Source organism: Halorientalis pallida (genome assembly GCF_049605515.1).
GTDB classification, from domain to species: domain Archaea; phylum Halobacteriota; class Halobacteria; order Halobacteriales; family Haloarculaceae; genus Halorientalis; species Halorientalis pallida_A.
Map to the genome: position 1 here is coordinate 1,340,039 of NZ_CP187158.1, position 25,861 is coordinate 1,365,899.

Annotated in this window: 31 protein-coding genes; 14 read left to right on the forward strand and 17 right to left on the reverse strand. The window is 66.8% G+C overall.

Going from position 1 to position 25,861, the window contains the following annotated elements; translation table 11 throughout:
• Positions 1–62: 62 nt before the first annotated feature.
• The gene (locus ACOZ4N_RS08500; protein WP_424019497.1) at positions 63–194 is read right to left on the reverse strand and encodes a hypothetical protein; all 132 of its coding nucleotides are present in this window, start codon (positions 192–194) and stop codon (positions 63–65) included.
• Positions 195–303: 109 nt separating this feature from the next.
• Here ACOZ4N_RS08500 and ACOZ4N_RS08505 point away from each other — a divergent pair, with 109 nt between their 5' ends.
• From ACOZ4N_RS08505 to ACOZ4N_RS08515, 3 genes are all read left to right on the forward strand, one after another.
• Positions 304–489 (forward strand): DUF7550 family protein, encoded by a 186-nt coding sequence (locus ACOZ4N_RS08505; protein WP_424019498.1) that lies wholly within the window; start codon positions 304–306, stop codon positions 487–489.
• A gap of 42 nt (positions 490–531) precedes the next feature.
• Complete coding sequence (locus ACOZ4N_RS08510) at positions 532–954, forward strand: hypothetical protein (RefSeq protein WP_424019499.1); 423 nt, start codon at positions 532–534, stop codon at positions 952–954.
• Positions 955–1,015: 61 nt separating this feature from the next.
• Positions 1,016–1,507: a cupin domain-containing protein gene (locus tag ACOZ4N_RS08515; protein ID WP_424019500.1), complete on the forward strand. Its 492-nt coding sequence runs from the start codon at positions 1,016–1,018 to the stop codon at positions 1,505–1,507.
• A 12-nt stretch (positions 1,508–1,519) separates the two neighbouring features.
• On the opposite strand, the gene purL is transcribed toward ACOZ4N_RS08515, so the two are convergent.
• The 4 genes from purL to ACOZ4N_RS08535 form a co-directional block, all read right to left on the reverse strand.
• Complete coding sequence (gene purL / locus ACOZ4N_RS08520) at positions 1,520–3,664, reverse strand: phosphoribosylformylglycinamidine synthase subunit PurL (protein WP_424019501.1); 2,145 nt, start codon at positions 3,662–3,664, stop codon at positions 1,520–1,522.
• Positions 3,665–3,761: 97 nt separating this feature from the next.
• Positions 3,762–5,558, reverse strand: coding sequence for a cytochrome c oxidase subunit I (gene ctaD / locus ACOZ4N_RS08525; protein ID WP_424019502.1), 1,797 nt, complete (start codon positions 5,556–5,558; stop codon positions 3,762–3,764).
• A gap of 161 nt (positions 5,559–5,719) precedes the next feature.
• A complete protein-coding gene (locus ACOZ4N_RS08530) occupies positions 5,720–5,971 on the reverse strand; it encodes a DUF6684 family protein (protein WP_424019503.1) in 252 nt (83 codons plus the stop codon).
• A gap of 77 nt (positions 5,972–6,048) precedes the next feature.
• Positions 6,049–6,465, reverse strand: coding sequence for a DUF7541 family protein (locus ACOZ4N_RS08535; protein WP_424019504.1), 417 nt, complete (start codon positions 6,463–6,465; stop codon positions 6,049–6,051).
• A gap of 99 nt (positions 6,466–6,564) precedes the next feature.
• Here ACOZ4N_RS08535 and ACOZ4N_RS08540 point away from each other — a divergent pair, with 99 nt between their 5' ends.
• Positions 6,565–7,293, forward strand: coding sequence for a halocyanin domain-containing protein (locus tag ACOZ4N_RS08540; RefSeq protein ID WP_424019505.1), 729 nt, complete (start codon positions 6,565–6,567; stop codon positions 7,291–7,293).
• 21 nt (positions 7,294–7,314) lie between these two features.
• Here the strand turns inward: ACOZ4N_RS08540 and ACOZ4N_RS08545 are convergent, their stop codons facing one another.
• Entirely contained in the window at positions 7,315–7,845 is a 531-nt protein-coding gene (locus ACOZ4N_RS08545; RefSeq protein ID WP_424019506.1) for a type II toxin-antitoxin system RatA family toxin, read from the reverse strand.
• Positions 7,846–7,949: 104 nt separating this feature from the next.
• On the opposite strand from ACOZ4N_RS08545, the gene trpB reads away from it, so the two are divergent.
• From trpB to ACOZ4N_RS08560, 3 genes are all read left to right on the forward strand, one after another.
• The gene (gene trpB, locus ACOZ4N_RS08550) at positions 7,950–9,122 is read left to right on the forward strand and encodes a tryptophan synthase subunit beta (RefSeq protein WP_424019507.1); all 1,173 of its coding nucleotides are present in this window, start codon (positions 7,950–7,952) and stop codon (positions 9,120–9,122) included.
• Positions 9,123–9,164: 42 nt separating this feature from the next.
• Positions 9,165–9,902 carry an FAD-dependent oxidoreductase gene (locus tag ACOZ4N_RS08555; RefSeq protein WP_424019508.1) on the forward strand — a complete coding sequence of 246 codons (738 nt, stop codon included), beginning with the start codon at positions 9,165–9,167 and terminating at the stop codon, positions 9,900–9,902.
• Between the two features lie 154 nt (positions 9,903–10,056).
• Positions 10,057–10,512 carry a YbhB/YbcL family Raf kinase inhibitor-like protein gene (locus ACOZ4N_RS08560; protein WP_424019509.1) on the forward strand — a complete coding sequence of 152 codons (456 nt, stop codon included), beginning with the start codon at positions 10,057–10,059 and terminating at the stop codon, positions 10,510–10,512.
• 67 nt (positions 10,513–10,579) lie between these two features.
• Here ACOZ4N_RS08560 and ACOZ4N_RS08565 read toward each other — a convergent pair whose 3' ends face one another.
• The gene (locus tag ACOZ4N_RS08565) at positions 10,580–11,095 is read right to left on the reverse strand and encodes an SCP2 sterol-binding domain-containing protein (protein WP_424019510.1); all 516 of its coding nucleotides are present in this window, start codon (positions 11,093–11,095) and stop codon (positions 10,580–10,582) included.
• Positions 11,096–11,230: 135 nt separating this feature from the next.
• Between ACOZ4N_RS08565 and coaBC the strand changes: the two genes are divergently transcribed.
• Genes coaBC through ACOZ4N_RS08580 form a run of 3 tightly spaced genes read left to right on the forward strand, consistent with a single transcriptional unit; the run spans position 11,231 to position 13,737 of the window.
• Positions 11,231–12,409, forward strand: coding sequence for a bifunctional phosphopantothenoylcysteine decarboxylase/phosphopantothenate--cysteine ligase CoaBC (coaBC, locus tag ACOZ4N_RS08570; RefSeq protein ID WP_424019511.1), 1,179 nt, complete (start codon positions 11,231–11,233; stop codon positions 12,407–12,409).
• Positions 12,410–12,447: 38 nt separating this feature from the next.
• Entirely contained in the window at positions 12,448–12,921 is a 474-nt protein-coding gene (locus ACOZ4N_RS08575; protein ID WP_424019512.1) for a molybdopterin-dependent oxidoreductase, read from the forward strand.
• A 42-nt stretch (positions 12,922–12,963) separates the two neighbouring features.
• On the forward strand, positions 12,964–13,737 hold the full coding sequence (locus ACOZ4N_RS08580) for an SDR family NAD(P)-dependent oxidoreductase (RefSeq protein WP_424019513.1): 774 nt from the start codon (positions 12,964–12,966) through the stop codon (positions 13,735–13,737).
• A gap of 25 nt (positions 13,738–13,762) precedes the next feature.
• Here the strand turns inward: ACOZ4N_RS08580 and ACOZ4N_RS08585 are convergent, their stop codons facing one another.
• The 10 genes from ACOZ4N_RS08585 to ACOZ4N_RS08630 form a co-directional block, all read right to left on the reverse strand.
• Positions 13,763–14,656: a hypothetical protein gene (locus ACOZ4N_RS08585; protein ID WP_424019514.1), complete on the reverse strand. Its 894-nt coding sequence runs from the start codon at positions 14,654–14,656 to the stop codon at positions 13,763–13,765.
• A 69-nt stretch (positions 14,657–14,725) separates the two neighbouring features.
• The gene (locus tag ACOZ4N_RS08590) at positions 14,726–16,462 is read right to left on the reverse strand and encodes a Na(+)/H(+) antiporter subunit D (protein WP_424019515.1); all 1,737 of its coding nucleotides are present in this window, start codon (positions 16,460–16,462) and stop codon (positions 14,726–14,728) included.
• The gene (locus ACOZ4N_RS08595) at positions 16,462–18,291 is read right to left on the reverse strand and encodes a cation:proton antiporter (protein WP_424019516.1); all 1,830 of its coding nucleotides are present in this window, start codon (positions 18,289–18,291) and stop codon (positions 16,462–16,464) included. Before ACOZ4N_RS08595 ends, ACOZ4N_RS08590 begins: the two co-directional genes overlap by 1 nt.
• Positions 18,288–19,793, reverse strand: a complete 1,506-nt coding sequence (locus ACOZ4N_RS08600) for a monovalent cation/H+ antiporter subunit D family protein (RefSeq protein ID WP_424019517.1) — start codon at positions 19,791–19,793, stop codon at positions 18,288–18,290. Before ACOZ4N_RS08600 ends, ACOZ4N_RS08595 begins: the two co-directional genes overlap by 4 nt.
• A complete protein-coding gene (locus ACOZ4N_RS08605) occupies positions 19,786–20,172 on the reverse strand; it encodes a cation:proton antiporter subunit C (RefSeq protein ID WP_424019518.1) in 387 nt (128 codons plus the stop codon). The genes ACOZ4N_RS08600 and ACOZ4N_RS08605 overlap by 8 nt, the downstream gene beginning before the upstream one ends.
• Positions 20,169–20,693 (reverse strand): MnhB domain-containing protein, encoded by a 525-nt coding sequence (locus tag ACOZ4N_RS08610; protein WP_424019519.1) that lies wholly within the window; start codon positions 20,691–20,693, stop codon positions 20,169–20,171. The genes ACOZ4N_RS08605 and ACOZ4N_RS08610 overlap by 4 nt, the downstream gene beginning before the upstream one ends.
• Complete coding sequence (locus tag ACOZ4N_RS08615) at positions 20,690–21,226, reverse strand: DUF4040 domain-containing protein (RefSeq protein ID WP_424019520.1); 537 nt, start codon at positions 21,224–21,226, stop codon at positions 20,690–20,692. Before ACOZ4N_RS08615 ends, ACOZ4N_RS08610 begins: the two co-directional genes overlap by 4 nt.
• The gene (gene mnhG, locus ACOZ4N_RS08620) at positions 21,223–21,546 is read right to left on the reverse strand and encodes a monovalent cation/H(+) antiporter subunit G (protein ID WP_424019521.1); all 324 of its coding nucleotides are present in this window, start codon (positions 21,544–21,546) and stop codon (positions 21,223–21,225) included. Before mnhG ends, ACOZ4N_RS08615 begins: the two co-directional genes overlap by 4 nt.
• Positions 21,547–21,822, reverse strand: coding sequence for a monovalent cation/H+ antiporter complex subunit F (locus ACOZ4N_RS08625; protein ID WP_424019522.1), 276 nt, complete (start codon positions 21,820–21,822; stop codon positions 21,547–21,549).
• On the reverse strand, positions 21,819–22,841 hold the full coding sequence (locus ACOZ4N_RS08630; protein ID WP_424019523.1) for a monovalent cation/H+ antiporter subunit E: 1,023 nt from the start codon (positions 22,839–22,841) through the stop codon (positions 21,819–21,821). Before ACOZ4N_RS08630 ends, ACOZ4N_RS08625 begins: the two co-directional genes overlap by 4 nt.
• Positions 22,842–23,320: 479 nt before the next feature.
• Between ACOZ4N_RS08630 and ACOZ4N_RS08635 the strand changes: the two genes are divergently transcribed.
• The 4 genes from ACOZ4N_RS08635 to ACOZ4N_RS08650 all read left to right on the forward strand — a co-directional run bounded on the left by ACOZ4N_RS08635 (position 23,321) and on the right by ACOZ4N_RS08650 (position 25,856).
• The gene (locus tag ACOZ4N_RS08635; protein ID WP_424019524.1) at positions 23,321–23,833 is read left to right on the forward strand and encodes a type IV pilin; all 513 of its coding nucleotides are present in this window, start codon (positions 23,321–23,323) and stop codon (positions 23,831–23,833) included.
• Positions 23,834–23,979: 146 nt separating this feature from the next.
• Complete coding sequence (locus ACOZ4N_RS08640) at positions 23,980–24,510, forward strand: type IV pilin (protein WP_424019525.1); 531 nt, start codon at positions 23,980–23,982, stop codon at positions 24,508–24,510.
• Positions 24,511–24,645: 135 nt separating this feature from the next.
• A complete protein-coding gene (locus ACOZ4N_RS08645; RefSeq protein WP_424019526.1) occupies positions 24,646–25,176 on the forward strand; it encodes a type IV pilin in 531 nt (176 codons plus the stop codon).
• Positions 25,177–25,325: 149 nt separating this feature from the next.
• A complete protein-coding gene (locus tag ACOZ4N_RS08650; RefSeq protein ID WP_424019527.1) occupies positions 25,326–25,856 on the forward strand; it encodes a type IV pilin in 531 nt (176 codons plus the stop codon).
• Positions 25,857–25,861: the final 5 nt, after the last annotated feature.

Below are 25,861 nucleotides of genomic sequence, written 5' to 3' on the forward strand. Positions count from 1 at the left end.
TCCGGCTACGGTACCGCCCGACAAAAGGCGTCTGATTCCCGCAGTCGGGGCCCCGACAGAGGTTACCGCGAAAGCCCGTCGGCCTCGACCACGGGTTCCTCGGCCGGTTCGAAACGGAGGAACACGTAGAACAGCGCGATCATGCAGGGCAGTGCGGCGAGGGCGATTCCGGCGACGAACTCGGCTCCGAACATACACGGGGATAGGCGGAGTGCTACTTCAGCGCTCGCCGCGTATCGGTCGCTGAGTCGTGCGGACCGCGGTTCCGACACACCGAAGTACACCGACTGCGAACGCCGAGGTATGAGCGACGACCACGACGAGGACCGACCCGAGTACGATCCGGAGAGTCCCGAGATTCCCGACGGGGAACCGCCGCTACGCAGCACCGCACCGCAGAGCGACTACACGATGAGTCAGGTCGGCTTCGGCTTCGTCGTCCTCGTGATCGGCCTCGCGGTCACGTTCGGCATCCCGTTCCTGCTGTAGCGCAGTCGGTGACGTTTTGTTCGTCCTGCCAGCATCGCAACTATGGAGCGACGGGAGTCTCTCTGCCTTCTCGCCAGTGTCGGCTGTCTCTCGGTGAGTGGCTGTCTAGACAGTGTTCTCGGCCCGGACGGAGTACTCGTCGACCACGTCGAACTGGTCAACACGACCGGCATTCCGATGGACCTGACCGTCGAGATCGCCGAAGACGGCGCGACTGAGTTCACCGAGACGGTCACAGTACTCGGCGGGTACGACACCCGGACGCGTGTGGTTATTCCGTCACCGGTCGACGAGCCAGGACAGTACACGGTCACCGCACGGCACGAGGACACCGTCACCGACGTAGACGCCGCCGACTTCGGCGAGGACGACCAGTTCGTGTCGGTGACGTTTCGCGTCCGCGAGGACGGCGATATCAGCGAATGGATCGGTTCCAGCGACGACCCCGACTACTACCGCGAGTGACGCTCGCAATTCTGGTGAAAATTCGTGTGGGTTTTGTAACTGGTTCGAGTACGGCCAACCGATGGACAAGATCAACGAGTCCGACCTGGACTGGAAGACCTACGACAACGGCGACGCGACGTTCCACCGGAAGGAACTCGGCGCGGCCGTCGAGGCCGACGACCTGGGCTGTAGCCTCTACGAGATGCCGCCGGGGACCCGAGCCTGGCCGTACCACTACCACACCGCCAACGAGGAGGCGATCTACGTGCTGGCCGGCGAGGGCCTGCTCCGGGCGGAGGACGGCGAACACGACCTCCAGGCGGGCGATTTCGTCACCCTCCCGGCCGACGAGTCCGGCGGCCACCGCGTCGTCAACGACGGCGACGATACCCTCCGGTACCTGATGGTCTCGACGATGAACGAACCGGACGTGACGATCTACCCGGAGATGGAGAAGTTTGGCGTCTACGTCGGCTCGCCGCCCGGCGGCCGCGACGAACGCACCTTCGAGGGGTACTACCCCACGGACGACGAGGTGGCGTACTGGCCGGACGACGAGGACGAGGAGTGATAGACGCGGACGTTATTCCAGTTCGCGTTCGATGACCGACCGCAGGTCCGCGATCTCCGCGGCCTCGTAGTCCAGCGTCGCGTCGCCGACCGACAGCGACAGCGCGCCCGAGTCGTCGGCCGACCCGACGTGTTCGACGGGGGCGACGCCCTCGAAGGCCGCGGCCACGGCGTCGGCATCGTCGGTCTCGATCACGACGCGACCGGGCTGTTCGTGAAAGAGGTGTTCGGCGGCGGAGGCGTCGCCGTCGAGGGTCACGTCCGCGCCGGCCGTCTCGGTGACCATCTCCGCGAGCGTCACCGCGAGGCCGCCGTGGCTGGCGTCGTGGACCGCGAGCGTGGCCTCGTGGTCGGCCACGTCCGCGAGCGTCTCGACGAACGCGGCGCGGTCGTCGGGCAGGGTCGGGAACCCGTCGCTTCCGCCGTGCTGTGCGAGGTACTCCGAGCCGCCGAGTTTGGGGTCGGCCTCGCCCGAGAGCGCGCGGTCGTTGACCACGAGGAGGTCGGCCTCGCCGGAGAGTGCGGCGGGCGGGGCCTCGTACCCATCCTTCGTCCCGACCAGCGCCAGCGTCGGCGTCGGCGGGATCGGCCCCGCGTTCGAGTCGTTGTACAGCGAGACGTTCCCGCCGACCACGGGCACGTCGAGTTCGGCGCACATGTCGGCCAGCCCGTCGACGATCCCCTCGAACCCGCCGTACACGTCGGGTTTCTCGGGGTTGCCGCCGTTGAGGCAGTCGACGGCCGCGAGCGGGGTGGCGCCCTTGGCGGCGACGTTGGTCGCGTTCTCGAGCGCCACCGCCCGCGCGCCGTCGTAGGGTGCCGCGTCCGTCCAGTTGGGGTCGGCTCCGGCGGAGTAGGCCAGCCCGGTTTCGGCTTCCCGGATCGCCAGAATCGCCGCGTCGTCGCCCGGCGGCGTCGCGGTCCGGACCTGCACCTCGTGGTCGTACTGCCGATAGACCCACCGCTTGGAGGCCGTGTTGGGACTGCCGACGACGGCCTCGAACGCGTCACCGAGGTCCCTCTCCGGGAGGTCCCGCTCGGGCTGGCTCGGCTCCACCGAGTCCAGGTCGTTGAACGGCGCGCCGTCACCGAGGAACTCCGCGGGCGCATCGACGACGGTCTCGCCCTCGAACTCACAGACGTAGTTGCCGTCGGTCACCTCACCGATGACCGAGCATCCGAGGTCGTACCGCTCGGCGATCTCGGCCACCCGGTCGACGTTCTCGGGTGTCACTTCGTAGGCCATCCGCTCCTGGGACTCGGCGAGCAGGATCTCCAGCGCGTTCATGTTGGGCTCGCGCTGGTGGACCCGCTCCAGTTCGATGTGGGCCCCCAGCCCGCCCTTCGCGACGAGTTCGCTGGTCGCGCCACCCAGGCCCGCCGCGCCGAGGTCGCGGGCCGACTCGATCAGGTCCTCGTCGATCAGGGCCTCGTTGGCTTCGATCAAGAGTTTCTCCGTGTAGGGGTCGCCTACCTGCACGGCGGGTCGGTCCTCGGTTTCGGCGTCCTCCGCGAGGTCCTCACTGGCGAAGGAGGCTCCGCCGAGGCCGTCCCGGCCCGTGGCGTTGCCGACCAGAACGAGTTTGTTGCCCGGTTCCTGGGCCTCGGCGGTCACGAGGCGGTCGGGGTCCTCGATCAGGCCGATACAGGAGACGTTCACCAGCGGGTTGCCCTCGTAGTCGTCGTGGAAGGCGACGCTGCCCGTCACCGTCGGGACGCCGATACAGTTGCCGTAGTGGCTGATCCCTTCGACGACGCCCTCGAAGAGATAGCGGGAGTGTTCGCGGTCGAAGTCGCCGAAGTACAGCGAGTCCGCGAGCGCGATGGGGTAGGCCCCCATCGAGAGGGTGTCCCGGACGATGCCCCCGACGCCGGTCGCCGCGCCGTCGAACGGATCGACGTAGGAGGGGTGGTTGTGGCTCTCGATGCCCAGCGTGATGTAGGTCTCGCCGTCGGGCAGGGAGACGACGGCCGCGTCGTCGCCGGGGCCGACGACGACGTTCTCGCCCTCACTGTCGAACGCCGACAGCAGTGGTCGCGAGGAGCGGTACGCGCAGTGTTCGCTCCAGAGGTTCTCGAAGAGCGCGGCCTCGGCCGGCGTCGGCTCGCGGCCGAGTTCCGCGGTGACGAGATCGTGGTCCTGATCGGACAGACTCATTGGGCACGGGTAGCCACAGGCCGGCTAAATCGCTTTCCATGTCGCGCGTGCGGACGGCGAAAAAGAGCGGCGAACGGCGATTCGTCGTCGGCCGCGATTACTCGGCGGTGTCGTCTTCAGATTCGGTCTCGACAGGCTCGCCACCGTCGGCCGCGACCTCCTCCTCGTCACCGCCGTCCGTGGCAATCTGGGTTTCGAGGCGGTTCTCGTGCCAGGTGAACTCGCGGCCGAACAGTTCCGGCGCCTCCTCCTTGAGGTTCCAGGGGTCCGGACCGACGCGCGGGCCTTCGAGCCACGACTGGACGAGGTTCCAGACGAAGATGAGCTGGCCGACCAGCAGGATGAACGCGCCCACGGAGGCCAGCTGGTGGAAGGTGGTGACCGACGCCAGCGGCGCGATAGTCTCGGAGAACTCGTAGGTGGCGTACCGGCGCGGCATCCCGAGGTACCCCAGCGCCAGCATGGCGAAGAACGTGATGTTGGTGCCGATCATCGACAGCCAGAAGTGCCACTTCGCGAGCGTGCGCTGGTACATCCGACCGGTGAAGATCGGGAACCAGTAGTAGATGCCCGCGAAGACGGCGAAGCCGATGGCACCCATCACGATGTAGTGGAAGTGGCCCACGACGTAGTAGGTGTCGTGGAGGATCATATCGACGGGGATCGACGCGAGGAAGACGCCGGTGACACCGCCGATGATGAAGTTCGAGACGAAGCCGATGCAGAACAGCATCGGTGCCGCCAGCCGGATCTTGCCGTTCCACATCGTCGTGATCCAGTTGAACGTCTTCACGGCGCTCGGTATCGCGATCGCCAACGAGACCGCCATGAAGCTAGCCCGCAGTCGCGGGTCCATCCCGGTCGTGAACATGTGGTGGGCCCACACGCCGAACGAGAGGACCCCGATGGCCAGCGTGGAGTAGACGACGAACTTGAACCCGAACAGCTTCCGGCCCGCGAAGCGGGGCAGGATGTAACTCACGAGCCCCATCGGCGGGAGCACGAGGATGTACACTTCGGGGTGTCCGAAGAACCAGAACAGGTGTTGCCACAGCATCGTCCCACCACCCTCGACGGCGAAGAACGTCGTGGCGAAGTTCCGGTCCAGCAGGAGCATGATCAGCGCCGATCCCAGCAGGGGGAAGGCAAAGAGGATCAGCGCCGACTGGGTGAGGATCGTCCACGAGAAGATGTCCAGGTTGGCCCAGGTCACGTCCTCACTGCGCTCGGTGAAGATGGTCGCGATGAAGTTGATCGCACCCATCGTCGCCGAGACCCCCGTGAGGTGCAGGCCGAGCATCATCAGGTCGGCCCCCATCTGGGTCTGTTCGACCGACAGCGGCGGGTACATCACCCAGGAAGTCTGGGCGGTGCCGATGCCGGGGATGAGGAAGCCGCCCCAGACCAGCAGTGCGCCGGGCGGAAGCAGCCAGAACGCGATGGCGTTGATCCGCGGGAACGCCATGTCGTCCGCACCGATCAGGAGCGGGATGAAGTAGTTCGAGAACGCCGCGATGATGGGCGTCCCGAACAGGAACAGCATCGTGATGCCGTGACTGGTCAGAATGGCGTTGTAGAAGCCGTTCTCGATGATGGCCCCTGCCGGAACGATGAGTTGCATCCGGATGAGGAAGGCCATGATGCCACCGACCGCGAACGCCAGCACCCCGTAGGTGCCGTACAGCATCCCGATATCTTTGTGGTCGACGGTGGTGAGCCACCGCACGATTCCGCCGGGCTTTTCGTCGTGCCCGTACCCCGCCTCCTCGCCGATGGCACCGCCGCCGGCGAGTGGCGTGTACGAGCGCCAGTCCTCGATCCGTGTCAGCAACGCTGCCACGGCGATGAGGAACACGCCCATCAGCACCGTTAGTGCGAGCTGTCCTGCAGCCATTGATACTCGACTCTCAGGACTGGGGGCTAAAGAAAGATTCCCTTTGATTCCCGGCGCGAACGTGTTCGTCGGGGGACGACGCGGCGATACAGCGGTGTCGCGGCGGCGCGACTATCGGAGCGAAAACGCCCGAGAGAACAGAGAGAGAAACGAGCGTCGATTCAGGCCGTGTGGTCTTCGTCTTCCATCTCGGCTTCGGCCTTCGAGATGGCCTTCCCGGAGTAGTAGGTCAGGATGGCCAGCAGGACGAACGAGGCGATCAGGATACCGAACTGGAGCGAGGAGATGACGTTGTTCCAGCCGAAGGGGTTGACCAGGCCGAACGCCACGATGAAGAACAACAGGATGCCAAGCGGGATCATGTTGACCGTGAGATCGAGGATGGTTTCGCGGTCGAATGTACTCGGGAGCATACCAACCGGTTTGGAGACGACGATAAATAGGTTGTCGGAATCGTCGCGTGATCGGTCACGGCCCGGAGTCGTCCCAGCTAGCGAGCGTCGACGTTCCGTTCGAGGGCCTGGACTGTCCCCCCGGCGGCCAGCAGGATGATGCCGGCGACCGCCACCGCCAGTGCGCGCGGGACGAGGAGTCCGAAGTCACCGGGCGTGGCGATCACGTCGACCAGCACGCCGGGATCGACGCCGACCCGCCAGGCGACGACGCCGACGCCGATGGCCGCGAGGACGCCACCGAAGGCGAGCAGGGACCCCCAGAGCGTCTCGACGTACGCCGACTCTTTGAGGATGCCGGCGACGCTCCCGCCGAACAGCAACAGGCCGCCGACGGCGATCGAGAAGATGCCGACGATGATGCCGACCTCCGAGAGCACGAACCCGAGCGCGACGAACATGGGCCACGGGCTGGCTTTCCGGTACTGGTCGCTCAGGCCGGGTTCCTCTTCCATGCCCAGACAGTAGGGCTCACGCGTAAAATGCGCATCGAAACCCCGAGCCGTCGACTCGGAACCAACATATTCACTACCACCCCCTTCTAACGCCCGACCATGAGCGACCGTTCGGAGGACGTGTCACGACGGGGTTTCCTCATGGCGACGGCGGGCGGCGCTGCGGCCGCCGGCGTCGCGGGCACGGCGGCTGCCCAGGAGACCACACAGACTGGCGGCACCGCGACGGCGAACGGGACGGCAACTAACGGGACGGCCACCAACGGGACGAGCGCCCCCGAAGGGACCGAAGGCGGCGGTGGCGGCGGTGGCGGCATCCCCGACCTCGGCGGCTATCTGGACGGCGCCAACACCTACGGCGGAAGCGTCACCGACAAGACCGGACAGAGTACCGTCACGGTGCAGGTCGGTGCCGGCGACGGGTTCGCGTTCAGTCCCGCAGGCGTCCACGTCGACAACGGCGCGACCGTCCAGTGGGAGTGGACCGGCGAGGGTGGCGCGCACAACGTCGTCTCCGAGGGTGAGGGACCGCTCGACTCCGGGTCCCCGGTCGGCGGCTCGGGCGTCCAGTACGAGCACACCTTCGAGGAAGACGGCATCTACAACTACTACTGCAGCCCCCACAAGGGTCAGGGAATGCTCGGTTCGGTCGTCGTCGGGACGGACTACCCGACCATCGAACCCCAGAGCGGCGGCGGTGGCGGCGGCCCCGCACTCCCCGGCAGTGCGAAGGCCATCGGCGTCGCGACGGCGCTGGTCATGAGCGCGTCGCTGGGGCTGTCCTACATCTTCATGAAGTACGGCGGCGACTACGAGGTCGACGAGTAGCGCCGCGGGGCGGACGGCCGGTCACACCGACGTATCGACGGTTTCGATTTCGAGGTCGACCTCGCGCTGACGGCCTTCGAGGTCGGCGACGATGCGCTCGACGACCCGCTCGGCCTCGGCCTGGATCTTCGGTTTCACCTTCTCGATCACCCAGTCCATCGAGACGAATCGCGGGAGATCGAGTACGCCCGAGTCCGCCGAATCGGGGCGGAACGTGACGGTCAGGCGCACGCGACAGGCGTGTTCCTGGCTGTCGGGGCGTTCGTCCGGGATCGGTTCGACGGTCCAGTGGCCCTCGGCGTCGATGTCTTTCGTGATCTCCCAGTCGATCCGGTTCGGCGGGTCGGTGTCGGTCACCTTCGAGTGGGCGGTGTAGGTGAGTTTCCACCAGGCGAAGGTGAGGAAGTAGCGCGTCCCCGGACTGCCGTCGCCGTCGCTGCGGACCTCCCTGAGGTACTTCGAGTACTCCGCGTACCCGGGGAAGTCCTCGAGAAACTCGTAGATCTCCTCGGGTGGCAGGTAGACGACGGTGCTGACCTCGACTCTGTCCACACCCCCTTTGGGTGCGACCGCGCCGTAAGTATTCCGCAGGCTCGGCGAGGCGACCAGTCGGCAAACAGTAGACATATGTGCATTCCCGAGACACTGGGATCGACATGAGTGAACACGACGACACGGACGATGCGTTCGGTGGTTTCGGCGGCCGACACGTCCCCGAACCGATGCAGGAACCGCTCGCGCGGCTCGCGGCCGCGTTCGAGGACATCGCACAGACCGAGGAGTTCGAGGCGGAGTTCCGGTCGATCCTCGAATCCTACGCAGGCCGTCCGACACCGCTGTACCACGCCGAGCGACTCTCCGAGGCGTACGGTGCCGAGATCTACCTCAAACGCGAGGACCTGCTCCACGGCGGGGCCCACAAGATCAACAACGCCATCGGGCAGGCGTTGCTCGCCGAGAAGGCCGGCAAGGAGCGACTGATCGCCGAGACGGGCGCTGGCCAGCACGGCACCGCGACCGCGATGGTCGGCGCGCTGTTCGACCTGGACACGGAGATCTACATGGGGAAAAAGGACGTGGAGCGCCAGCGGATGAACGTCTTCCGGATGCGGCTGATGGGCGCGCAGGTCAACCCCGTCACGCAGGGCGGCGCGGGGCTGGCCGACGCCGTCGACGTGGCCCTCGAGGACTTCATGGAGAACATCGACGACACCCACTACATGGTGGGGTCGGTGGTCGGCCCCGACCCGTTCCCGCGGATGGTCCGTGAGTTCCAGTCGGTCATCGGCAAGGAGGCCCGCGAGCAGGCCATCGAACAGATCGGCGGACTCCCCGACGCCTGTGTGGCCTGCGTCGGCGGCGGCTCGAACGCCATCGGCCTGTTCCACGCGTTCCGCGACGACGACGTGGCCTTCTACGGCGGCGAAGGCGGCGGCGAGGGGGCCGGCTCGGGTCGCCACGCCGCACCGCTGGACGAGGGCAAAGAGGACGTGATCCACGGCATGAAGACCCGCGTGATCGACGAGGACGTGGAGGTCCACTCCGTCTCGGCGGGCCTGGATTACCCCGGCGTGGGCCCCGAACACGCCCGGTTCCGCGAGATGGGACGCGCCGAGTACCGTGCCATCACCGACGACGAGGCCCTGGAGGCGTTCCGGACGCTCTCGATGACCGAGGGGATCATCCCGGCGCTGGAGACGGCCCACGGGCTGGCGATGGCCAGGAAGGTGGCCGCGGAGACCGACCACGAGACCATCGTGGTCAACCTCTCGGGCCGGGGCGACAAGGACATGGAGACCGCGGCCGAGCAGTTCGATCTCGGCGAGTAAACCGAACCATTCTATTCGGGGGCCGGTCAACTCCCCGCTGTCATGACCGAAACCACGGACGTGTTGATCGTCGGCGGCGGCGTCGCCGGGCTGAGCGCGGGCGTGTTCACCGCCCGGCACGGGCTGGAGACGACCGTCGTGAACGACGGCGAGTCGCTCCTCCGACGGAACGGCCATCTGGAGAACGTGCCCGGCTTCCCCGCCGGCGTGAACGCGCGGCGGTTCCTCGACCTCCTCGAACAGCAGGCCGAGGAAGCGGGCTGTGCCTTCCACGAGGCCGAAGTGACGGGTGTCACCGTCGACGACGAGGGGTTCGACGTGGAAACGGCCGCCGGCGACCAGTTCTGGGCGGACTACGTCGTGGCCGCGACGAAGAACACGGTCGACTACCTCCGCGGGATCGAGGGCGTCGGCTTCGTCGACCGCGGGAAGATGTACGTCGATACCGACGAGCGCGGGCGGACCGGCGTCGACGGCCTCTACGCCGCCGGGCGACTGGCCGAGAAACCCCACCAGACGGCGGTCTGTGCAGGCCACGGGGCCGAGGTCGCCGTCACGCTCCTGGAGGAAGACGACCGGCCGTTCTACCACGACTGGGTGGCACCGGAGGGGTACTTCTCGGGCCGGGGTCGGGACGTGCCGCCGGGCTGTGAGGAGATCGACGGGGCCGAGCGGGAAGTCCGCGAACGCGAGGCCATGGACGTGATGACCGAGGCGTTCGCCGAGCGCCACCCCGACGAGCCGACCCAGCATCCGAGTGTCGCCGAGGACGGGGAGTAGGCGGACGACCGAAGGGAGGCCGCCGAACGCGCGAGCGGTGACGCAGGAACCGGGAGTAGGCGGACGACCGAAGGGAGGCCGCCGAACGCGCGAGCGGCGAAGCCACGCCGTAGTTTCTTCCCTCGGGCGGTTCTATTGCCGGTGGAGGGATACCGTGAGCGACCTACGACTGGAGAGTCCGGCCTTCGAGGACGGGGAGCGCATTCCCGAAAAGTACGGCTACACCGAGGACGACGTGAACCCGCCACTGCACGTCGAGAACGTGCCCGACGGCGCGGTGTCGCTGGTGTTGATCGTCGACGACCCGGACGCGATGGAGCCGGCGGGGAAGATCTGGGACCACTGGCTCGTCTGGGACATCGACCCAGACATCGGGGAGATTCCCGAGGACTGGGCGGCCGACGACGCTACCGAGGGGCAAAACGACTACGGCGAACACGGCTACGGCGGGCCGAACCCGCCGGATCGGGAACACACCTACCGGTTCCGCCTGTACGCCCTCGACGCGACGCTGGACCTGCCGGCATCGACCGGCAAGGGCGACCTGGAAGACGAGATGATGGGACAGGTACTGGCGAACGCGCGGCTGGAGGGAACGTACGCACCCTAAGAAAGACGAAGTTCGCGCGCCCCACCCCCAGGGGTGCCAGGCGCGGTTCGACGGTTCCGGGAGTCGCTTACTGCGAATACTCCTCGTGTGCGAACACGGAGTCGACCTGTGTCGCGCACTCGGTCAGCAGCGTCGCGGCGTCGGAGTACTGGAGGATCTTCTGCATGTCGCCGTCCAGCTCGAACTTGCCGGACATCATGCCGTCGACGGCACCGATGTTGCCTTTGGTCAGCTCGACCCAGTTCTCGTAGGTGCCGGTGAGCTTGAAGCCGTTGTCGACCTCGTCCTCGGATTCGATGAGGTACGCGTCGGTACACTTCCCGTCTTCGAGGCCGACGAACGTCTGCCCGGTGTACCCCGAAGCACCCTCCGAAACGTACTGATCGAGTTCGTCCTGGATGTGTTCGGGCATGGCATCGACGTCGATATCGTCGAGCGGCATGTCGGTCATCTTGAAAATGAAGTCGCCGTTGAAGTCGACCCCCCACCCGGCGGACTTCTCCGCGTACTCCTCGTTACTGTTTACTTTTTCCTGGTAGTCTTCGAACCATTCCGAACTCGGGAATATGAGTCCATCTGCCATAGCATCACCACGTGAGACCCCAACCCTAGTAAAACTTCACGGGGAAATCTACGGCCTCTTTTTAAGCACCCCCAAATCGGGGGCTCGCTAAGGGAACCCCTACGGATTTACCCCGCGGGGGCCAACGGGGTGATAATGCTTTCCGGAGTGAACGTTGCACTCGGGGTCACCGGGTCCATCGCGGCGGTCAAGACGGTGGAGTTGGCCCACGAGTTACGCCGCCAGGGGGCGTCGGTCAGGGCCGTGATGACCGACAGCGCCACGGGGATCGTCCACCCGTGGGCCGTCGACTTCGCGACCGACGAGCCCGTCGTCACCGAGATCACCGGGCAGGTCGAACACGTCGAGTTGTGCGGTCGTGAGGGCTGGGCCGACGTGTTGCTGATCGCGCCGGCGACGGCGAACACCGTCGGGAAACTGGCGGCGGCCATCGACGACACGCCGGTGACGACCTGTGCCACGACGGCGCTGGGCGCGGACGTGCCCGTCGTCGTCGCGCCCGCGATGCACGAACCGATGTACGACCACCCGGGTGTCCTCGAAACCATCGCCCGCGTCGAGTCCTGGGGCGTCGAGTTCGTCGACCCGCGGATCGAGGAGAGCAAGGCCAAGATCGCCACCGAGGACGCCATCGTCACCGGCGTCGCCCGCGCGACGACGCCCGACCCGCTGGCGGGCGAACACGTGATCGTCACGAGCGGGGCCACCACCGAGTCCGTCGATCCCGTCCGGACGCTCTCGAACCGCGCGTCGGGCAAGACCGGCCGCGCAGTGGCGCGTGCCTGTTACGTCCGCGGCGCGGACGTGACGCTGGTACACGACGGGCCGGACGTTCACTACGCCGACGTGGAACAGGTCGAGAGCGCCGCGGAGATGCTCGACGCCGTGCAGGCGCACGCCGACGACGCCGACGCGCTGGTCTCGGCGGCGGCCATCTCCGACTACACCGTCGAGGCGGCCGACGAGAAGATCAAGTCCGGGAACGAGCAGTTGACGCTCGAACTGACGCCGACGCCGAAACTGATCGACACCGTGCGGGAGGCCCACCCCGACCTGTCCATCGTCGGGTTCAAGGTCGAGACGGAAGGCGACGAGGAGACCCTCGTGGAGCGCGCCCGCGAGACGATGGAGCGGGCCGATCTGTCCTTCGTCGTCGGGAACCGTGCGGACGTGATGGGCGAGGCCGAAACGGAGGCGCTCGTGATCCGCCGGGACGGGACCGACGAGTACGCCGGGGGCAAGGCTGGCCTCGGCGCGCGCGTCGCCGAGGAGCTCGCGACCGAACTGTCGTTCCCGGACTCCGAGAACGTGTAGCCGGGCTTTTGTGTGCGCCGACACGACACCGAACCGACGTGACTGGCGAGCACGAGCGGCCCGGGGCGGCCTACGTGGAGATCGAAGGCGAGCGACAGCTCCTGCTCCCGACGACGCTGGACGCCTGCGAGGGGTTCGAACCGGTCGAGATACGGACGGACATGGCGTGTGACGACAGCGGCCCCATCGACGGCCCCTGGACCGGGCTAGACCTCGGCGACCTCCTGACGGCCGCCGAGAGCCCGCCCGACGCCACGCACGTCCTCGTGACCTGCCGGGACGGGTATCGGGTCTGTCTCGACGTGACCGACGCGCTGTCGGGGGTGCTGGCCTACCGCCGGGACGGTGACCCGCTCGACCCGGACGAGATTCGGGTGGTCGGACCGGGGATCGACAGCGGGCGGAGCGCGAAGGGCGTCGTCCGGATCGAACCGGTGGCGCTCGACGCAGACACCGATCCGACCGAACTGGAATCGCTGGCACCGGCGAGCGATCCCGCTGTCGAGCCGTGAGAGAGTCGGAACGCCTTTGCGGGACACCCCCGAGGCTCTCCCATGCTCGACGACGTTACAGCCTTCGTCACCGGCGCGAGCCAGGGCATCGGCCGCGAGATCGCGATCACCCTCGCCGACCACGGCGCGAACGTCGCGCTGGCCGCGCGGGGGGACGGCATCCACGACACCGCCGACGCCATCGACGCCCCCGACCGCACGCTCGCCGTCGAGACCGACGTGACCGACGAGGAATCGGTCGAAGCCGCCATCCGGGAGACGGTCGACACCTTCGGGGGCCTCGACTGTCTGGTCAACAACGCCGGCATCGCCGGTCCGGTCCAGCCCTACGACCGGGTGGAGGAGGCCGACTTCGAGCAGGTGCTGGACGTGAACCTGATCGGCGCGTGGCGCTGTGTGAAACAGGCCGGCGCGCACCTCCGCGAGAGCGATCAGGGCAGCGTCGTCAACATCGGCTCCATCGGCGGCAAACGCCCCTACGCGAACCGCACGCCCTACAGCGCGTCGAAGATGGGACTGGTCGGGCTGAGCCGGACGCTCGCCGCCGAACTGGGTCGGGACGACGTGACGGTCAACGTGATCCAGCCCGGGCCGGTGCAGGGCGACCGGATCGATGACGCGATCCAGGAACAGGCCGAGTTGGCCGACGTGGAGAACGCCGAACCCGCCAGCGTCGGCGGTGACGACTTCACGCTGCCCGAGTACTTCATCGATCCCGAGGACGTGGCCGAGCAGGTCGCCTACCTCGCCGGGCCGCACGCCCGGAAGATCACGGGGCAGGAGATCGCCGTCGACGCCGGCGGGACCTGTTTCTGAGCGTTAGGCTCCCCGGAGAGCGACGTCAGGGGGTCGCGGTCACGTTCGTCGGTACCCAGTCGGGTTTCTCGACCGGCGTCGCCGCCGTCCACACGTACTCGTCGTGGTATCGGGTGTTGGCCGTCGTCCAGGTCCGGTCGAGTGAGAGTACGCGCCCGGAGGCAGCGACAGTGACGGTCGCGTCGTAGGTCGTGACCGGACGGCGTCCGCTGTAGGTCCCGTTCCTCGCGACGAGCGTGGTCACTCGTCGGCCGTCGCGTTCGGTCACGTTCGCGATGTCGTAGTCCACGTTCGACAGCGTCGGGGTCAGGATCCGCGCTTTGGCCGCGGCGGAGACGACGACCCGTTCGATGGTGGCGCTCCGGTTTCGCACGTTCACCGTCCTATTCCCGTCCGCGGTGGCGACCCGCGAGACGAGCACCGACTCGTTGGCCCAGTAGCGCTCGTCGAGGACGCTGCTCTGGTTCCCACGAGTGGTGGTCGCACCGGCCGTCCACCGGAGCCGTGCAGCCCCCGGCGCGAGACGAGCGGTCTCGTTGCCGCGGATGCGGATCACGGTCCCGTTGACACTGCCGTTAACCCGGGTCGTAGTTCGCATCGTGGCACCGTTCGAGACGACGCTGCTCCGGTGCGCGTCGACCAGGGCCGTCGCGTTCACCACACCGTCGGCCGACACGCCGGGTGGATACGCTGTCGCGTCGGCTGCCGAATCGTTCGCCGGTCCATCGACGGTCGCCGGGCCGCCGGTCGTCTGTGCTGCCGGTCGATCGCTCGCCGGGTCAGGTGTGGACCCGTCGGTGATCGTCGGCGAGGCGGGGTCTGCGTCGGGCGCAGTGGTCGTCGTCTGTCCGCTCGGTCCGCTACAGCCGGCCACCAGCAGGAGGGTTACGACTGCAACGGTCTGGAGGGCTCGTCGCACGGGGCGATGAAAGGAGTTCCCGGATTTAAATCGGTCGAGACAGGTCGGTGCGGTCGCGTGGGCACGACCTCACAGCACCACGACCGCCACGGCCAGTGTGATCACCACGAGCAGGACGCCGAAGCCGATGGTGTCCTGTCTGGTGATCCGGTCGACCGTCGCGTCGTCGATCACCGACCGCGGATCGCGGACCAGCCGAACCGTCACCCGGGTCGCCCGGACCACGGTGCGGTCGACCGCGGCGTACAGTTCGGTCGTGCCGACGACGAGGGCGCGGGTGCCGTACATCGTGCCGGGGTTGTAGAGCCGGTCGATATCGGGAATCTTCGCCACGCGTGAGAGCGGCGTCTTCAGCAGGACGAAGCCGATCACGCCGGCGGCCGCCAGCGCGACGCCTTCGAGGACGTGTTTGAACGTGAAGACGGTGTAGTCCAGATCGGCACCCGCCGGCAGGATCTCGTACAGCGCGGGCGGGTAGACGCCGAACAGGACACACAGCGCCGCCACGGCGACCATCGGCACGGCCTGCCCGATGCTGGCGTCCTCGACGTACCCGTCGTACTCGCCGTGGATGAAGGCGTAGTAGCCGAGTTTGATGAAGGAGAGGAAGGTCCCGACGCCGCCGGCCAGCAGGAGATACCACAGCAGGTCGTAGTGTTTCTTGTGGGCCGCGACGATCACCATGCCCTTCGAGACGAAGCCGTTGAACCCGGGGAACCCGGCGATGGAGAGCGCGGCGACGAAGAACGTGATCGCGGTGATCGGCATCTGCCGGCCCAGCCCGCCGAGTTTCTTCAGGCTCTCCTCGCCCGTGCGGTAGATGACGACGCCGACCGTCATGAACAGCAGACTCTTGTAGAGGATGTGGTTGAACACGTGGCCGAAGGCTCCGGCGGTCGCGAGGTGGCCCGCGATGCCGACACCGGCGACCATGTACCCGACCTGCGACTGGATGTGGTAGGACAGGAGCCGGCGCATGTCGTTCTGGAGCAGGGCCATGCAGGCCCCGAAGACGGCCATCGCGCCGCCCATGTACGCGATGGCGAGTTCGCCCTCCGGGAACGCCCGGTACATGCCGTAGACGCCGGTCTTGGTGGTGAACACGCAGAGGAAGACGCTGGCGGCGACGTGGGGCCGCGGGTAGGTGTCGGGGAGCCAGGCGTGCAGGCCGACGAAGCCGACGTTGACGCCGATACCCAGCGCCGCGAGGACGGGCGCGACGGTGCCGGCCATTCCCGGTGCGTGCTGGACGCCCGGGAGACTCCCGAACAGGAAGGTTCCCACGGCGGCGTACTGCCAGATGATCGCCGCGAGCAGGAGCGTCCCCCCGATGCCGTGCAAGAGGGCGTAGCGGAAGGCGGCGCGGACGGCCTGCCCGCCGTAGTGCCACACGAGCAGGGTCGAGGTGACGGCCATCAGCTCCCAGAAGAAGATCAGGGTGAGCCAGTCACCGGCGAACACCGCGCCGAGACTGGTCCCGACGTAGGAGAGCGCGAAGGCCGTCTGGACGGTGTCGGCGTCGCTGGCCCAGGAGTAGGCCACCGCGACCGCGCCGATGAACCCGAAGATCAGACCCATCAGCCGCGAGAACACGTCCACGTGGAAGACGACCGTCTCGAACCCGAACAGATCGATCCCCGCGAAGTAGACGCCGTCGGGCACCAGCCAGACGTATGGGACGACGACCGCAGTCGCCAGGATGCCCAGCGCGTGGGCCGCGCGCCGGCCGAGGTACTTCCCGACCAGCGGGAGCAACAGGGTCGCCAGCAGGACGGGGACGAACGGCGGGACGACGGGATCGACCATCAGACGGTCACCCCCGTCACGCCGGCGACGATCAGGCGGACGATCCTGAGGAAGACGGCGAGGTCGGGGACGATCCCGAGGACGACCGAGCCGGCCGCGGCGAAACAGATCGGCCCCAGCATGAGCCACGTGGACTCCTCACCGGTCCAGCGCCGGTGTTCCCAGTCGAGTCGGTCGTCCTCGCCGTGGTCCTCGTCGAGTTGCTCGACCGTCTCCATGGTGTCCTGGATGCCCTGCCCCTCGTGGTCGGCCGCGAAGCCGTGGTCGTCCTGTTCGGCCTCGGACCCGTCGTCCGGCTCACCACCGTCGGACCGGAGGTCCGACGAGGACCCACTCTCCCCGCTCGCGGGACCACCGTCGGACCGGAGGTCCGACGAGGAATCGCCGCCGTCGGATCGAAGCGCCGATGCCGCCGCCCCGAACCGGCCGCCGAGCGGCCCCTCGACAAGCGGTTTGGGGTCGCGCTGGGTCGGCGACTCGAAGAAGGCGGTGTAGACGACCGGCCAGAAGTAGGCGATGTTGAGGACGCCCGAGACCAGCAGGGCGACCGCGTAGATCGTCCCGCCGGCCGAGACCGACCCGATCAACAGGAAGTACTTGCTGACGAAGCCGGCTACGAGGGGGATGCCGGCCATCCCCGCCGCGGCGACGGCGAAGGCACCCATCGTGACGGGCATCCGCCGGCCGATCCCGGCCATGTTGGAGATGTCGTCGGTGTGGGTCTCGACGTGGAGCGCACCCGCACAGAAAAACAGGGTGAGCTTCATGAACGCGTGGGCGGGGATGTGCAGGAGGCCGCCCACGAGGGCGTACGCCGAGGCGTTTCCGGGTGACCCCACCGCGACAGCGCCGACGGCCAGTCCGAGGACGATGTAGGAGAGCTGGCTCACCGTCGAGAACGCGAGCCGGCGCTTGAGGTTGTCCTGCCGGAGCGCGATGACGCTGGCCACCACGAGGGTAAAGGCGGCGACGGCGGCGAGGATCGTGCCCATGCCCAGTTCGCCCACGAGGCCCGGACCGTAGATGTCCAGCACGACGCGGGCGATGCCGAAGACGCCGGACTTGACGACCGCGACCGCGTGGAGCAGGCCCGAGACGGGCGTCGGCGCGACCATGGCGTCCGGGAGCCAGGAGTGCAGTGGCATCAGCGCCGCCTTGACGCCGAACCCGCCCGCGAGCAGGGCGAAGGCGAGTCGGGCGATCATCGGATCGGCGTTCGCGAGGTCCGCGATGCCGCCCGGGGTGAAGGCGACGCCCCCGGTCAGCCAGTAGACGAGGACGGCACCGGCGAAGACGGCGACGCCGCCGCCGAAGGTGTAGGTGAGGTACTTCCGGCCGGCCGCGCGGGCCTGATCGGTCTCGTCGTGGGTGACCAGCGGGTACGTCGCGACGGTCAGCAGTTCGTAGAACACGAACAGGACGAACAGGTTCGAGGCGAAGGCGACGCCCACGGCCGAGGAGACGCTGGCCGCGAACGCGGCGAAGTATCGGGTCTGTGCGTGTTCGTCCAGCCCGCGCATGTACCCCATCGAGTAGAAGCTCGTGATGATCCACAGCAGGCTCGCCAGCAGGGCAAAGAGGAGGCCGAGCGGGTCGGCCCGGAGCGTGAACTCGACGCCGGGCAGGAAGGTGCCCAGCCGGGTCGCGTAGACGGTGCCCGAGAGGACGCCAGGCACCATGCTGGCGATGAGACCGAACTTGGCCAGCGCGGCCAGCACCGTCCAGGACTCCCGGACGTTGGGTCGCCGACCCGACAGCAGGATCGGGACGACGGCGATTGCCGACACCAGTACCGCCGCGAGCGGTCGGAGTGAGTAGATCTCGGTCATGGCAGGAGGAGTTCGAGGGTCGGATCGAGCAGTTCGGCGAACGGAACGACTGCCGCACCGAGGGTCACCGCCAGGACGGCCGCCACGAGGACGGCGGCGTACATCCCCAGCGAGGGACGCCCGCCGTCGGCGACCACCGCGTCCGGCTGGGCCTCCGTGGCCTCACCCGCGGCGTGGTCGTCGGTCGTGGCTGGCGCTCGGAAGTACATCCGCTCGACGAGCCGTGCGAAGTAGGCAAGCGTCAACAGCGTCGAGGCGAGGATGATCGCCGCCAGCGGCCACAGCTGGGCCTCGACGGCCCCGAAGGCGATGTACCACTTCCCGACGAACCCGACCGTCGGGGGGACGCCGACCATCGAGAACGCAAGCACGGCGAACGCACCGGCGGCGTAGGGCATCCGCTCGCTCAGCCCCTCGTACTCGTGGACCTCGCGGGCTCCCGTGGCGGTGGCGATCAGCCCCGCCGCGAGGAACAGGCCGCCCTTCATCACGGCGTGGCCCAACAGGTGGACGGTCGCGCCGATCATGGCGGTCTGGTTCAGCACGGCGAGGCCAGCCAGCACGAGGCCGAACTGCGAGACCGACGAGTACGCGAGCATGCGCTTGATCTCGGTCTGTGAGACCGCGAGCAGACTCCCCGCGACGATGCTGACGATGGCCCCGACGATCAGCAGGGTCTGGGCGAGGTCGACCGCGGCGAAGAACTCGGGGGTAAAGACCGTCAGCGAGATGCGGATCAGCGCGTAGGCGAACGTCGTCGAGACCAGCGCGGAGATGAACCCGCTGACGCTGTCGGGCGAGCCCGCGTAGGCCTCGGGCTGCCAGGTGTGCAGCGGGAACACGGCGGTCTTGATGAACAGGCCGACGGCGATGAAGGCGAAGGCCGTCTGGACCAGCGTGGACTGATACCCCACATCGGCCAGCATGGCCGACAGGTCGGCCATGTTCAGCGTCCCCGTCCCGATGTAGGCGTAGCCCACACCCAGCAGGTACAGGGACGCGCCGACGGTCCCGACGATCAGGTACTTCAGTGCGGCGACCGCCGAGCGCCCCGTGTCACCGCTCGCGACCAGCGCGTAGGCGGTGAGTCCGGAGATCTCGATGAAGACGTACATGTTGAACACGTCGCCGGTGACCGCGACGCCGGTCAGGCCGCCGACGAGCAACAGGTAGGTCGCGTAGAACGGGTTCCCGCGCGGGCCCGCGGTGCGAGCGTACGCGAGAATCCCGAGCGAGACGGCCGCGATCAGGACGACGACCGAGGCCGACAGCCCGTCGATCACGAGTTCGATGCCGTAGAAGGCCTCGTACCCGCCGACGACGTAGCTGATCGGGCCGGCCGTGAACACGCGGTAGGCGACGGTCACGGCGAGGCCGAGCTGGCCGAGGCCCGCGAGTGCCGCGATGGGCCAGCCGGTCTCCGAGCGCGCGAGGCCGGCGAACAGGACGACGACCGACGCCACCAGCGGCAGGGCGACGAGGAACGGTGGCAGGTCAGTCATCGGAACGCACCTCCTGGAGCACGTCGGCTTCGAGCGTGCCGTACTCGTTGTAGATGCGGACGATGAGCCCGAGGGCGACGGCCGTGAGGCTCACCCCGACGACGATTGCGGTCAGGATCAGGACGTGAGGCAGTGGGCTGACGAACGGTCCCGTCGCCTTCGGTCCGACGATTGGGCTCTTCGCGCCCTCGACGTAGGCAGAGGCGATGAAAAACAGGAAGATACCGGTCTGGAAGATGTTCATGCCGATCACTTTCTTGACGAGGTTCGGGCTGGCGATCATGACGTACGCGCCGATCCCCAGCAGGAGGAAGGTCCCGGCGTAGTACGACCGGGTGGCGAGCAGGTCGACCGGGCCGGTCGCGAGTGCGTCGATCATAGCAACCCCTCCCGTTCGTCCGGATCACGGTCGGCGCTGCCCTCGCCGCTGGCCCCGGCGGCCAGCCCGAAGAACAGGCCGGTGACGATACCGGAGACGATGATGCCGATACCGAGTTCGAACAGTTCGATCCCGTACTTCGTGAAGTGGTAGATCGGGACCACGTCGTACTGCAGAAAGCCGCCGCCGAGCGCGACGGTCCCGATGCCCATCAGCAAGACGACGGAGACCCCGACACCGACGAGGGCCACGAGCCGTTCGGGCGTGACCCAGTCGCGCGTGGACTCGACGCCGAAGGCGACGGCCAGCATCAGGATGACCGTACTGACGATGACGCCGCCCTGGAAGCCGCCGCCCGCCGAGTTCGCGCCGTGGAACATGATGAACAGGCCGAAGGTGAACACGAACGGCGCGACGACTCTGACGGTGGCCATGATGATCGGACTCTCGACGTACAGCGAGCGGTTCTCGCCCGCCTCGACTGCGGTCCCGTCGCCGTTCCCGGATTCGTCGGCGCTCATGCGAACACCTCCCGGCCGAGGACGACCAGTAGCCCGACGCCGGCGGCGAAGACCACGACGGCCTCGCCCATGGTGTCGAACCCACGGTAGGCCGCCAGCACTGCCGTCACGGCGTTTTTCACGTGAGTCTGCTCGTAGGCGTTGTCGAGGTAGTAGTCGGTCACCTGCGACTGGGCGACCGGCGTCTCCGCCGAGCCGACCGGCGGGAGCGCCCCCAGCGTCGACGCGAGGACGCCGACGATCAGGACCGCGACGACGAGTCCCTTCGGGTCGACGGACTCGAAGATGTCGTCGCCCGGTGGCCGGACGGTCTTGGCGATGGTGAGCAAGAAGAGGACGGTCGTCACGCCCGCGCCGACCGCGGCCTCGGTCAGGCCCACGTCGGGTGCCTGCAGGAGGACCCAGATCATCGCGATACCGAGACTGTACGCGGCGAAGGCGATGATCGCGGCCAGCACGTCCCGCAGGACGGCGGTCGCCAGCGCACAGGCGATCACGAGTCCGAGCAGGACGACGGGGACGACCTCGATCACTCGCCGTCACCCCCGTCCTCGGAGGTCCAGGGCTCGATGCCCTGGTCGGCGGCCGCGCGAGTGATCGCGTGGGCCGCCGTCGGGTTGGTGATGAACAGGAACACGAGCAGGAGGACGACCTTGACCGTCGGCAGGCCAGAACCCAGCACCACGGCGGCGGCCGCCAGCGACAGGCCAGCCCCGAGCGTGTCCGTCTTCGAAGCACCGTGTGCGCGTGTGTACAGGTCGGGCAGGCGGAGCAGGCCGACGGCGGCGACGATGCCGAAGAAGACGCCGCCGACGAGCAAGGCGAGGACCGCGCCCTCGTAGAGCGTGACCATCTACATCACCCCTCCGCGCTCGACGGTGAACTTCGAGATGGCGATGCTCATCAGGAAGTTGAGCAGGGCGTACACCAGCGCGATGTCGAGGACGCCCGGCGAGTCCAGCGCCGCGGCGAACAGCGCGATGATGACGACCGTGTTCGTCCCGACGACGTTGACCGCGATGACCCGATCCTGCATCGTCGGGCCGCGGACGATCCGGTAGACGATCACGACCGACAGGACGACGTAGGCGGCCGCGGCGACAAGCAGGGCGTCGGTGACCAGCGTCACGACTCCTCACCTCCGTCGTCGCCCCGCTCGCGCGGACCGGGACCGCGGGCGGCCGCGCGACCGTAGAAGACGAACCGGACGGCGCGTTCCAGTCCGCCGTCCAGCAGGTCCTCGCGGGAACTCTCGGTGAGCGTGTGGACCGTGAAGTGCTGGCGGGTCACGTCGACCGTCAGGGTCCCCGGCGTGAGCGTGATGCTGTTGGCCAGCGTCGTGACCGGGATCTCCGACCAGACGGCGGCGTCGAACTCGACCATCTCCGGGTCGATGGGCAGACTCGGGTGGAGGACCACGTACGCGACGTGGAGGTTCGCCACCACGATCTCCCAGAGGAGATACGGCGTGAACACGAGCATCCGGGCGAGTCGAGCCACGAGCCGCCCGGGCCGAACCGGCCCGGTCAGCGAGATGCGCCACAGGACCGTGGCGACGATGGCGGCGCTGACCGCACCGGTCACCAGATCGAAGACGGCCAGCGAGCCGCCGATGAGGAGGTAAAAACCGTAGGAGAGAGCGGCGAGCAGGACGAACTGGCCGAGACCGGCGCGTCGGACGAGCCGGGCGCGGCGCGTCCCGCGCTCGACGGGCGCCGTCTCGACGACGAGGCCGGCCCGTTCGAGTTCGGATTCCAGCGGCGGTAACAGCGGCGTGTTCTCGCCTGGGTTGAACTCGGGATCGAGCAGGACCGACGCGATCCCGTTGGCGTCGGCGTAGTCGGCCAGCAACTCGACGTAGTCGCCGGGGCTGAACAGGTAGTCGTCGACACCGATCAGCGCGGTCTCGACGGCGATCTCGGGGTCGTCTTCGCCGAGGTCCTCGCCGGCCCAGACTTCGACCCGTTCGAGTAACTCGCGGGCGCTCTCGATGTACTCCTCGCCCGCGATGCGGCGGGAAGCGGGGTAGACGAAGTGGACCGCGTCGTAGCGGCTCTCGCCCTCGACGGCGTTGCGGACGGCGTAGGCCACCGTATTCCGGAGCGTCGGGGACTCGCTGACGGGCACGAGCAGTTTTTCGCCCGTCACGGTCGGCCCCCCGCAGTGGCGGGCCGCCGGACCGCCGACCGGCCTGACTCGGCCGCTGGATAGTTGACAGCAGTCACTGTTGTCGTGATGCCCATGGCAGGTCCGAATCAAAGCCATTGTGTTTTCAGACGGCCGACCCACCACCGGACCGCGACGGCACCGCCCCTCCAGCCCCACAGTCGCCGTCCACTCGGCCGCGATTCCAGAATAGTGACATGTTATGGCAGGCCATAGCTCGAAACGCGGCGGCTGGCGGGGCGAGTGAGAAAACCGGGGGACGGGAGGACTACGTTTCAGCAGGTAGAATGGCGTGAAGGGGGTGTAAACGGCGATTAAAACAGTACGAGCCTTTATGTAACGCCACCGCCTTGTCAGACTGTAAGCACGCTCGCTCCCCACGGGAACGACGTCCGTCCGGGCGATTCGAGTCCGGCCGGGACGACCCCAACGGCGCGCGTGCCCCCATACCCACCCCACCCATGCAACTGAAACAGTTACTTTCCGACGACGATGCCGTGAGCCCGGTCATCGGGGTCATCCTGATGGTCGCGATTACGGTCATCCTGGCAGCAGTAATCGCAACCTTCGTGCTCGGGCTCGGTGAGCAGGTCAGTTCCACCGCACCGCAGGCGAGCTTCGCGTTCCAGTTCGACGAGACCAACACCGACAAAGCTGGCAGACTGACCATCACCCACGACGGCGGTGACTCGGTCAAGGCCACGCAACTGTATCTGCGCGGGCAGAACGGCTCGAACGCCGTCAGTACATTCCAGTACGACAACACCTGGAAAAACATGTTAAGCGGCCCCAGTGGGTACGGCGCGAGTACCTCTGGCACCGCCAGCGGTGAGATCGGGAGTACCAGCGCGGTGACCGGCGGTGACTACCTCGAAATGGGTATCGGAACCGACGGCCAGATCCGACTCATCTACGAGCAACAGCAGGGCGACTCCTCTGCGACGCTCGCCACGTGGGAAGGCCCCGACGCGTAACCGGCCAGTTATTTTCCGGTTTCAATCGGCGATTACTACGCGCAGTCCCGCGATTTCCTCGGACTTTTTCTCACCATCTTCAGAGGTTAATGCCTGGTTATGTCGAGTCAAAATAGATAAGTAATGGTCAGAATAACAGGTTCCCTATGCAGGTACGCCAACTACTGCAAGACGACGACGCAGTCAGCCCGGTCATCGGGGTCATCCTGATGGTCGCGATCACGGTCATTCTGGCTGCGGTCATCGCATCGTTCGTGCTGGGACTCGGCGGGAGCCAGCAATCGACACCGCAGGCCTCGTTCTCGTGGGAATACAACAACGTCACTGGAACGGATACTGGAGAAGGTATCGTTGAACTGAGCCATGACGGTGGTGACTCGATCAAACATACCGAACTGTACTTGCGCGGCACTGGGTATGCGGATCCGACTGACGGGTCCCCGCCAAGTGGCGTAACGGCGATCAGTACGTCAAGCGAGTACCCGCAGATCGTGGATTCAGGACAGCAGTGGGATGGAGCGAACGCGACTGGCGAAATCGGAGACACATCCGCCGTTGTCGGTGGTAACACCATCAGCATCGGTGCAGCAAGTGACTTCGAGATGTCGCTCGTCTGGGAGCCCTCGGAAGGCGATACTTCCGCCACCCTCTCGGAAAAGACTGGGCCCGACGCATAAATTTACCCTGTTTTCCCCGCTTTAACACTGCGTTAACCGCCACCTTCAAGCAGTCATTTCTTCGCGTGCCCGAGTTCGATTTCGTCGCTGAGTTGACCCGAATGTATAATACAAGCACCAAATAACAGGTGTGGTATGCAGGTGCGTGAACTGTTACGAGACGACGACGCAGTGAGTCCGGTCATCGGGGTCATCCTGATGGTCGCGATTACAGTCATCCTGGCCGCCGTGATCGCCTCGTTCGTGCTGGGACTCGGCGGGAGCCAGCAGCAAACGCCACAGGCCTCGTTCTCGTGGGACTACAACAACGTCACCGGCACGGACGTTGGTGAAGGGATTGTTGAAGTCAGCCACGACGGTGGCGACTCGATCAAAGCCAACGAACTGTACTTCCGCGGCACTGGGTTTGCGGATCCGACTGATGGGTCTCCACCGAGTGGCGTAACGGCGATCAGTACGTCAAGCGAGTATCCGCAGATAACCACGTCCGGCACACAGTGGGACGGTGCGAACGCCTCCGGTAAGATTGGTGACCAGTCCGCCGTCGTCGGCGGCAACACCATCAGCATCGGTGCAGCAAGTGACTTCGAGATGTCGCTCGTCTGGGAACCCCAGGAAGGCGACACCTCCGCCACCCTCTCCGAGCAGACTGGCCCCGACGCGTAACGGCGCATTAATTCGTTCTTTCGATGCAACGGCCAATTAAGGCCTGGTTTACCGACACGACTTATTTTCGCAAATTCGTCGTCGGAACGCCTCACTCGGCCGTTGAGCCGACCCGAACGTATAAGTTAGGGAGTAAGTAACAGAGTCCCATGCAGGTACGCCAACTGCTAGAAGAAGACGACGCAGTGAGTCCGGTCATCGGGGTCATCCTGATGGTCGCGATTACAGTCATTCTGGCCGCCGTGATCGCCTCGTTCGTGCTGGGACTCGGCGGGAGCCAGCAGCAAACGCCACAGGCCTCGTTCTCGTGGGACTACAACAACGTCACCGGCACGGACGTTGGTGAAGGGATTGCTGAAGTCAGCCACGACGGTGGCGACTCGATCAAAGCCAACGAACTGTACTTCCGCGGCACTGGGTTTGCGGATCCGACTGATGGGTCTCCACCGAGTGGCGTAACGGCGATCAGTACGTCAAGCGAGTATCCGCAGATAACCACGTCCGGCACACAGTGGGACGGTGCGAACGCCTCCGGTAAGATTGGTGACCAGTCCGCCGTCGTCGGCGGCAACACCATCAGCATCGGTGCAGCAAGTGACTTCGAGATGTCGCTCGTCTGGGAACCCCAGGAAGGCGACACCTCCGCCACCCTCTCCGAGCAGACCGGTCCCGACGCATAACTGAC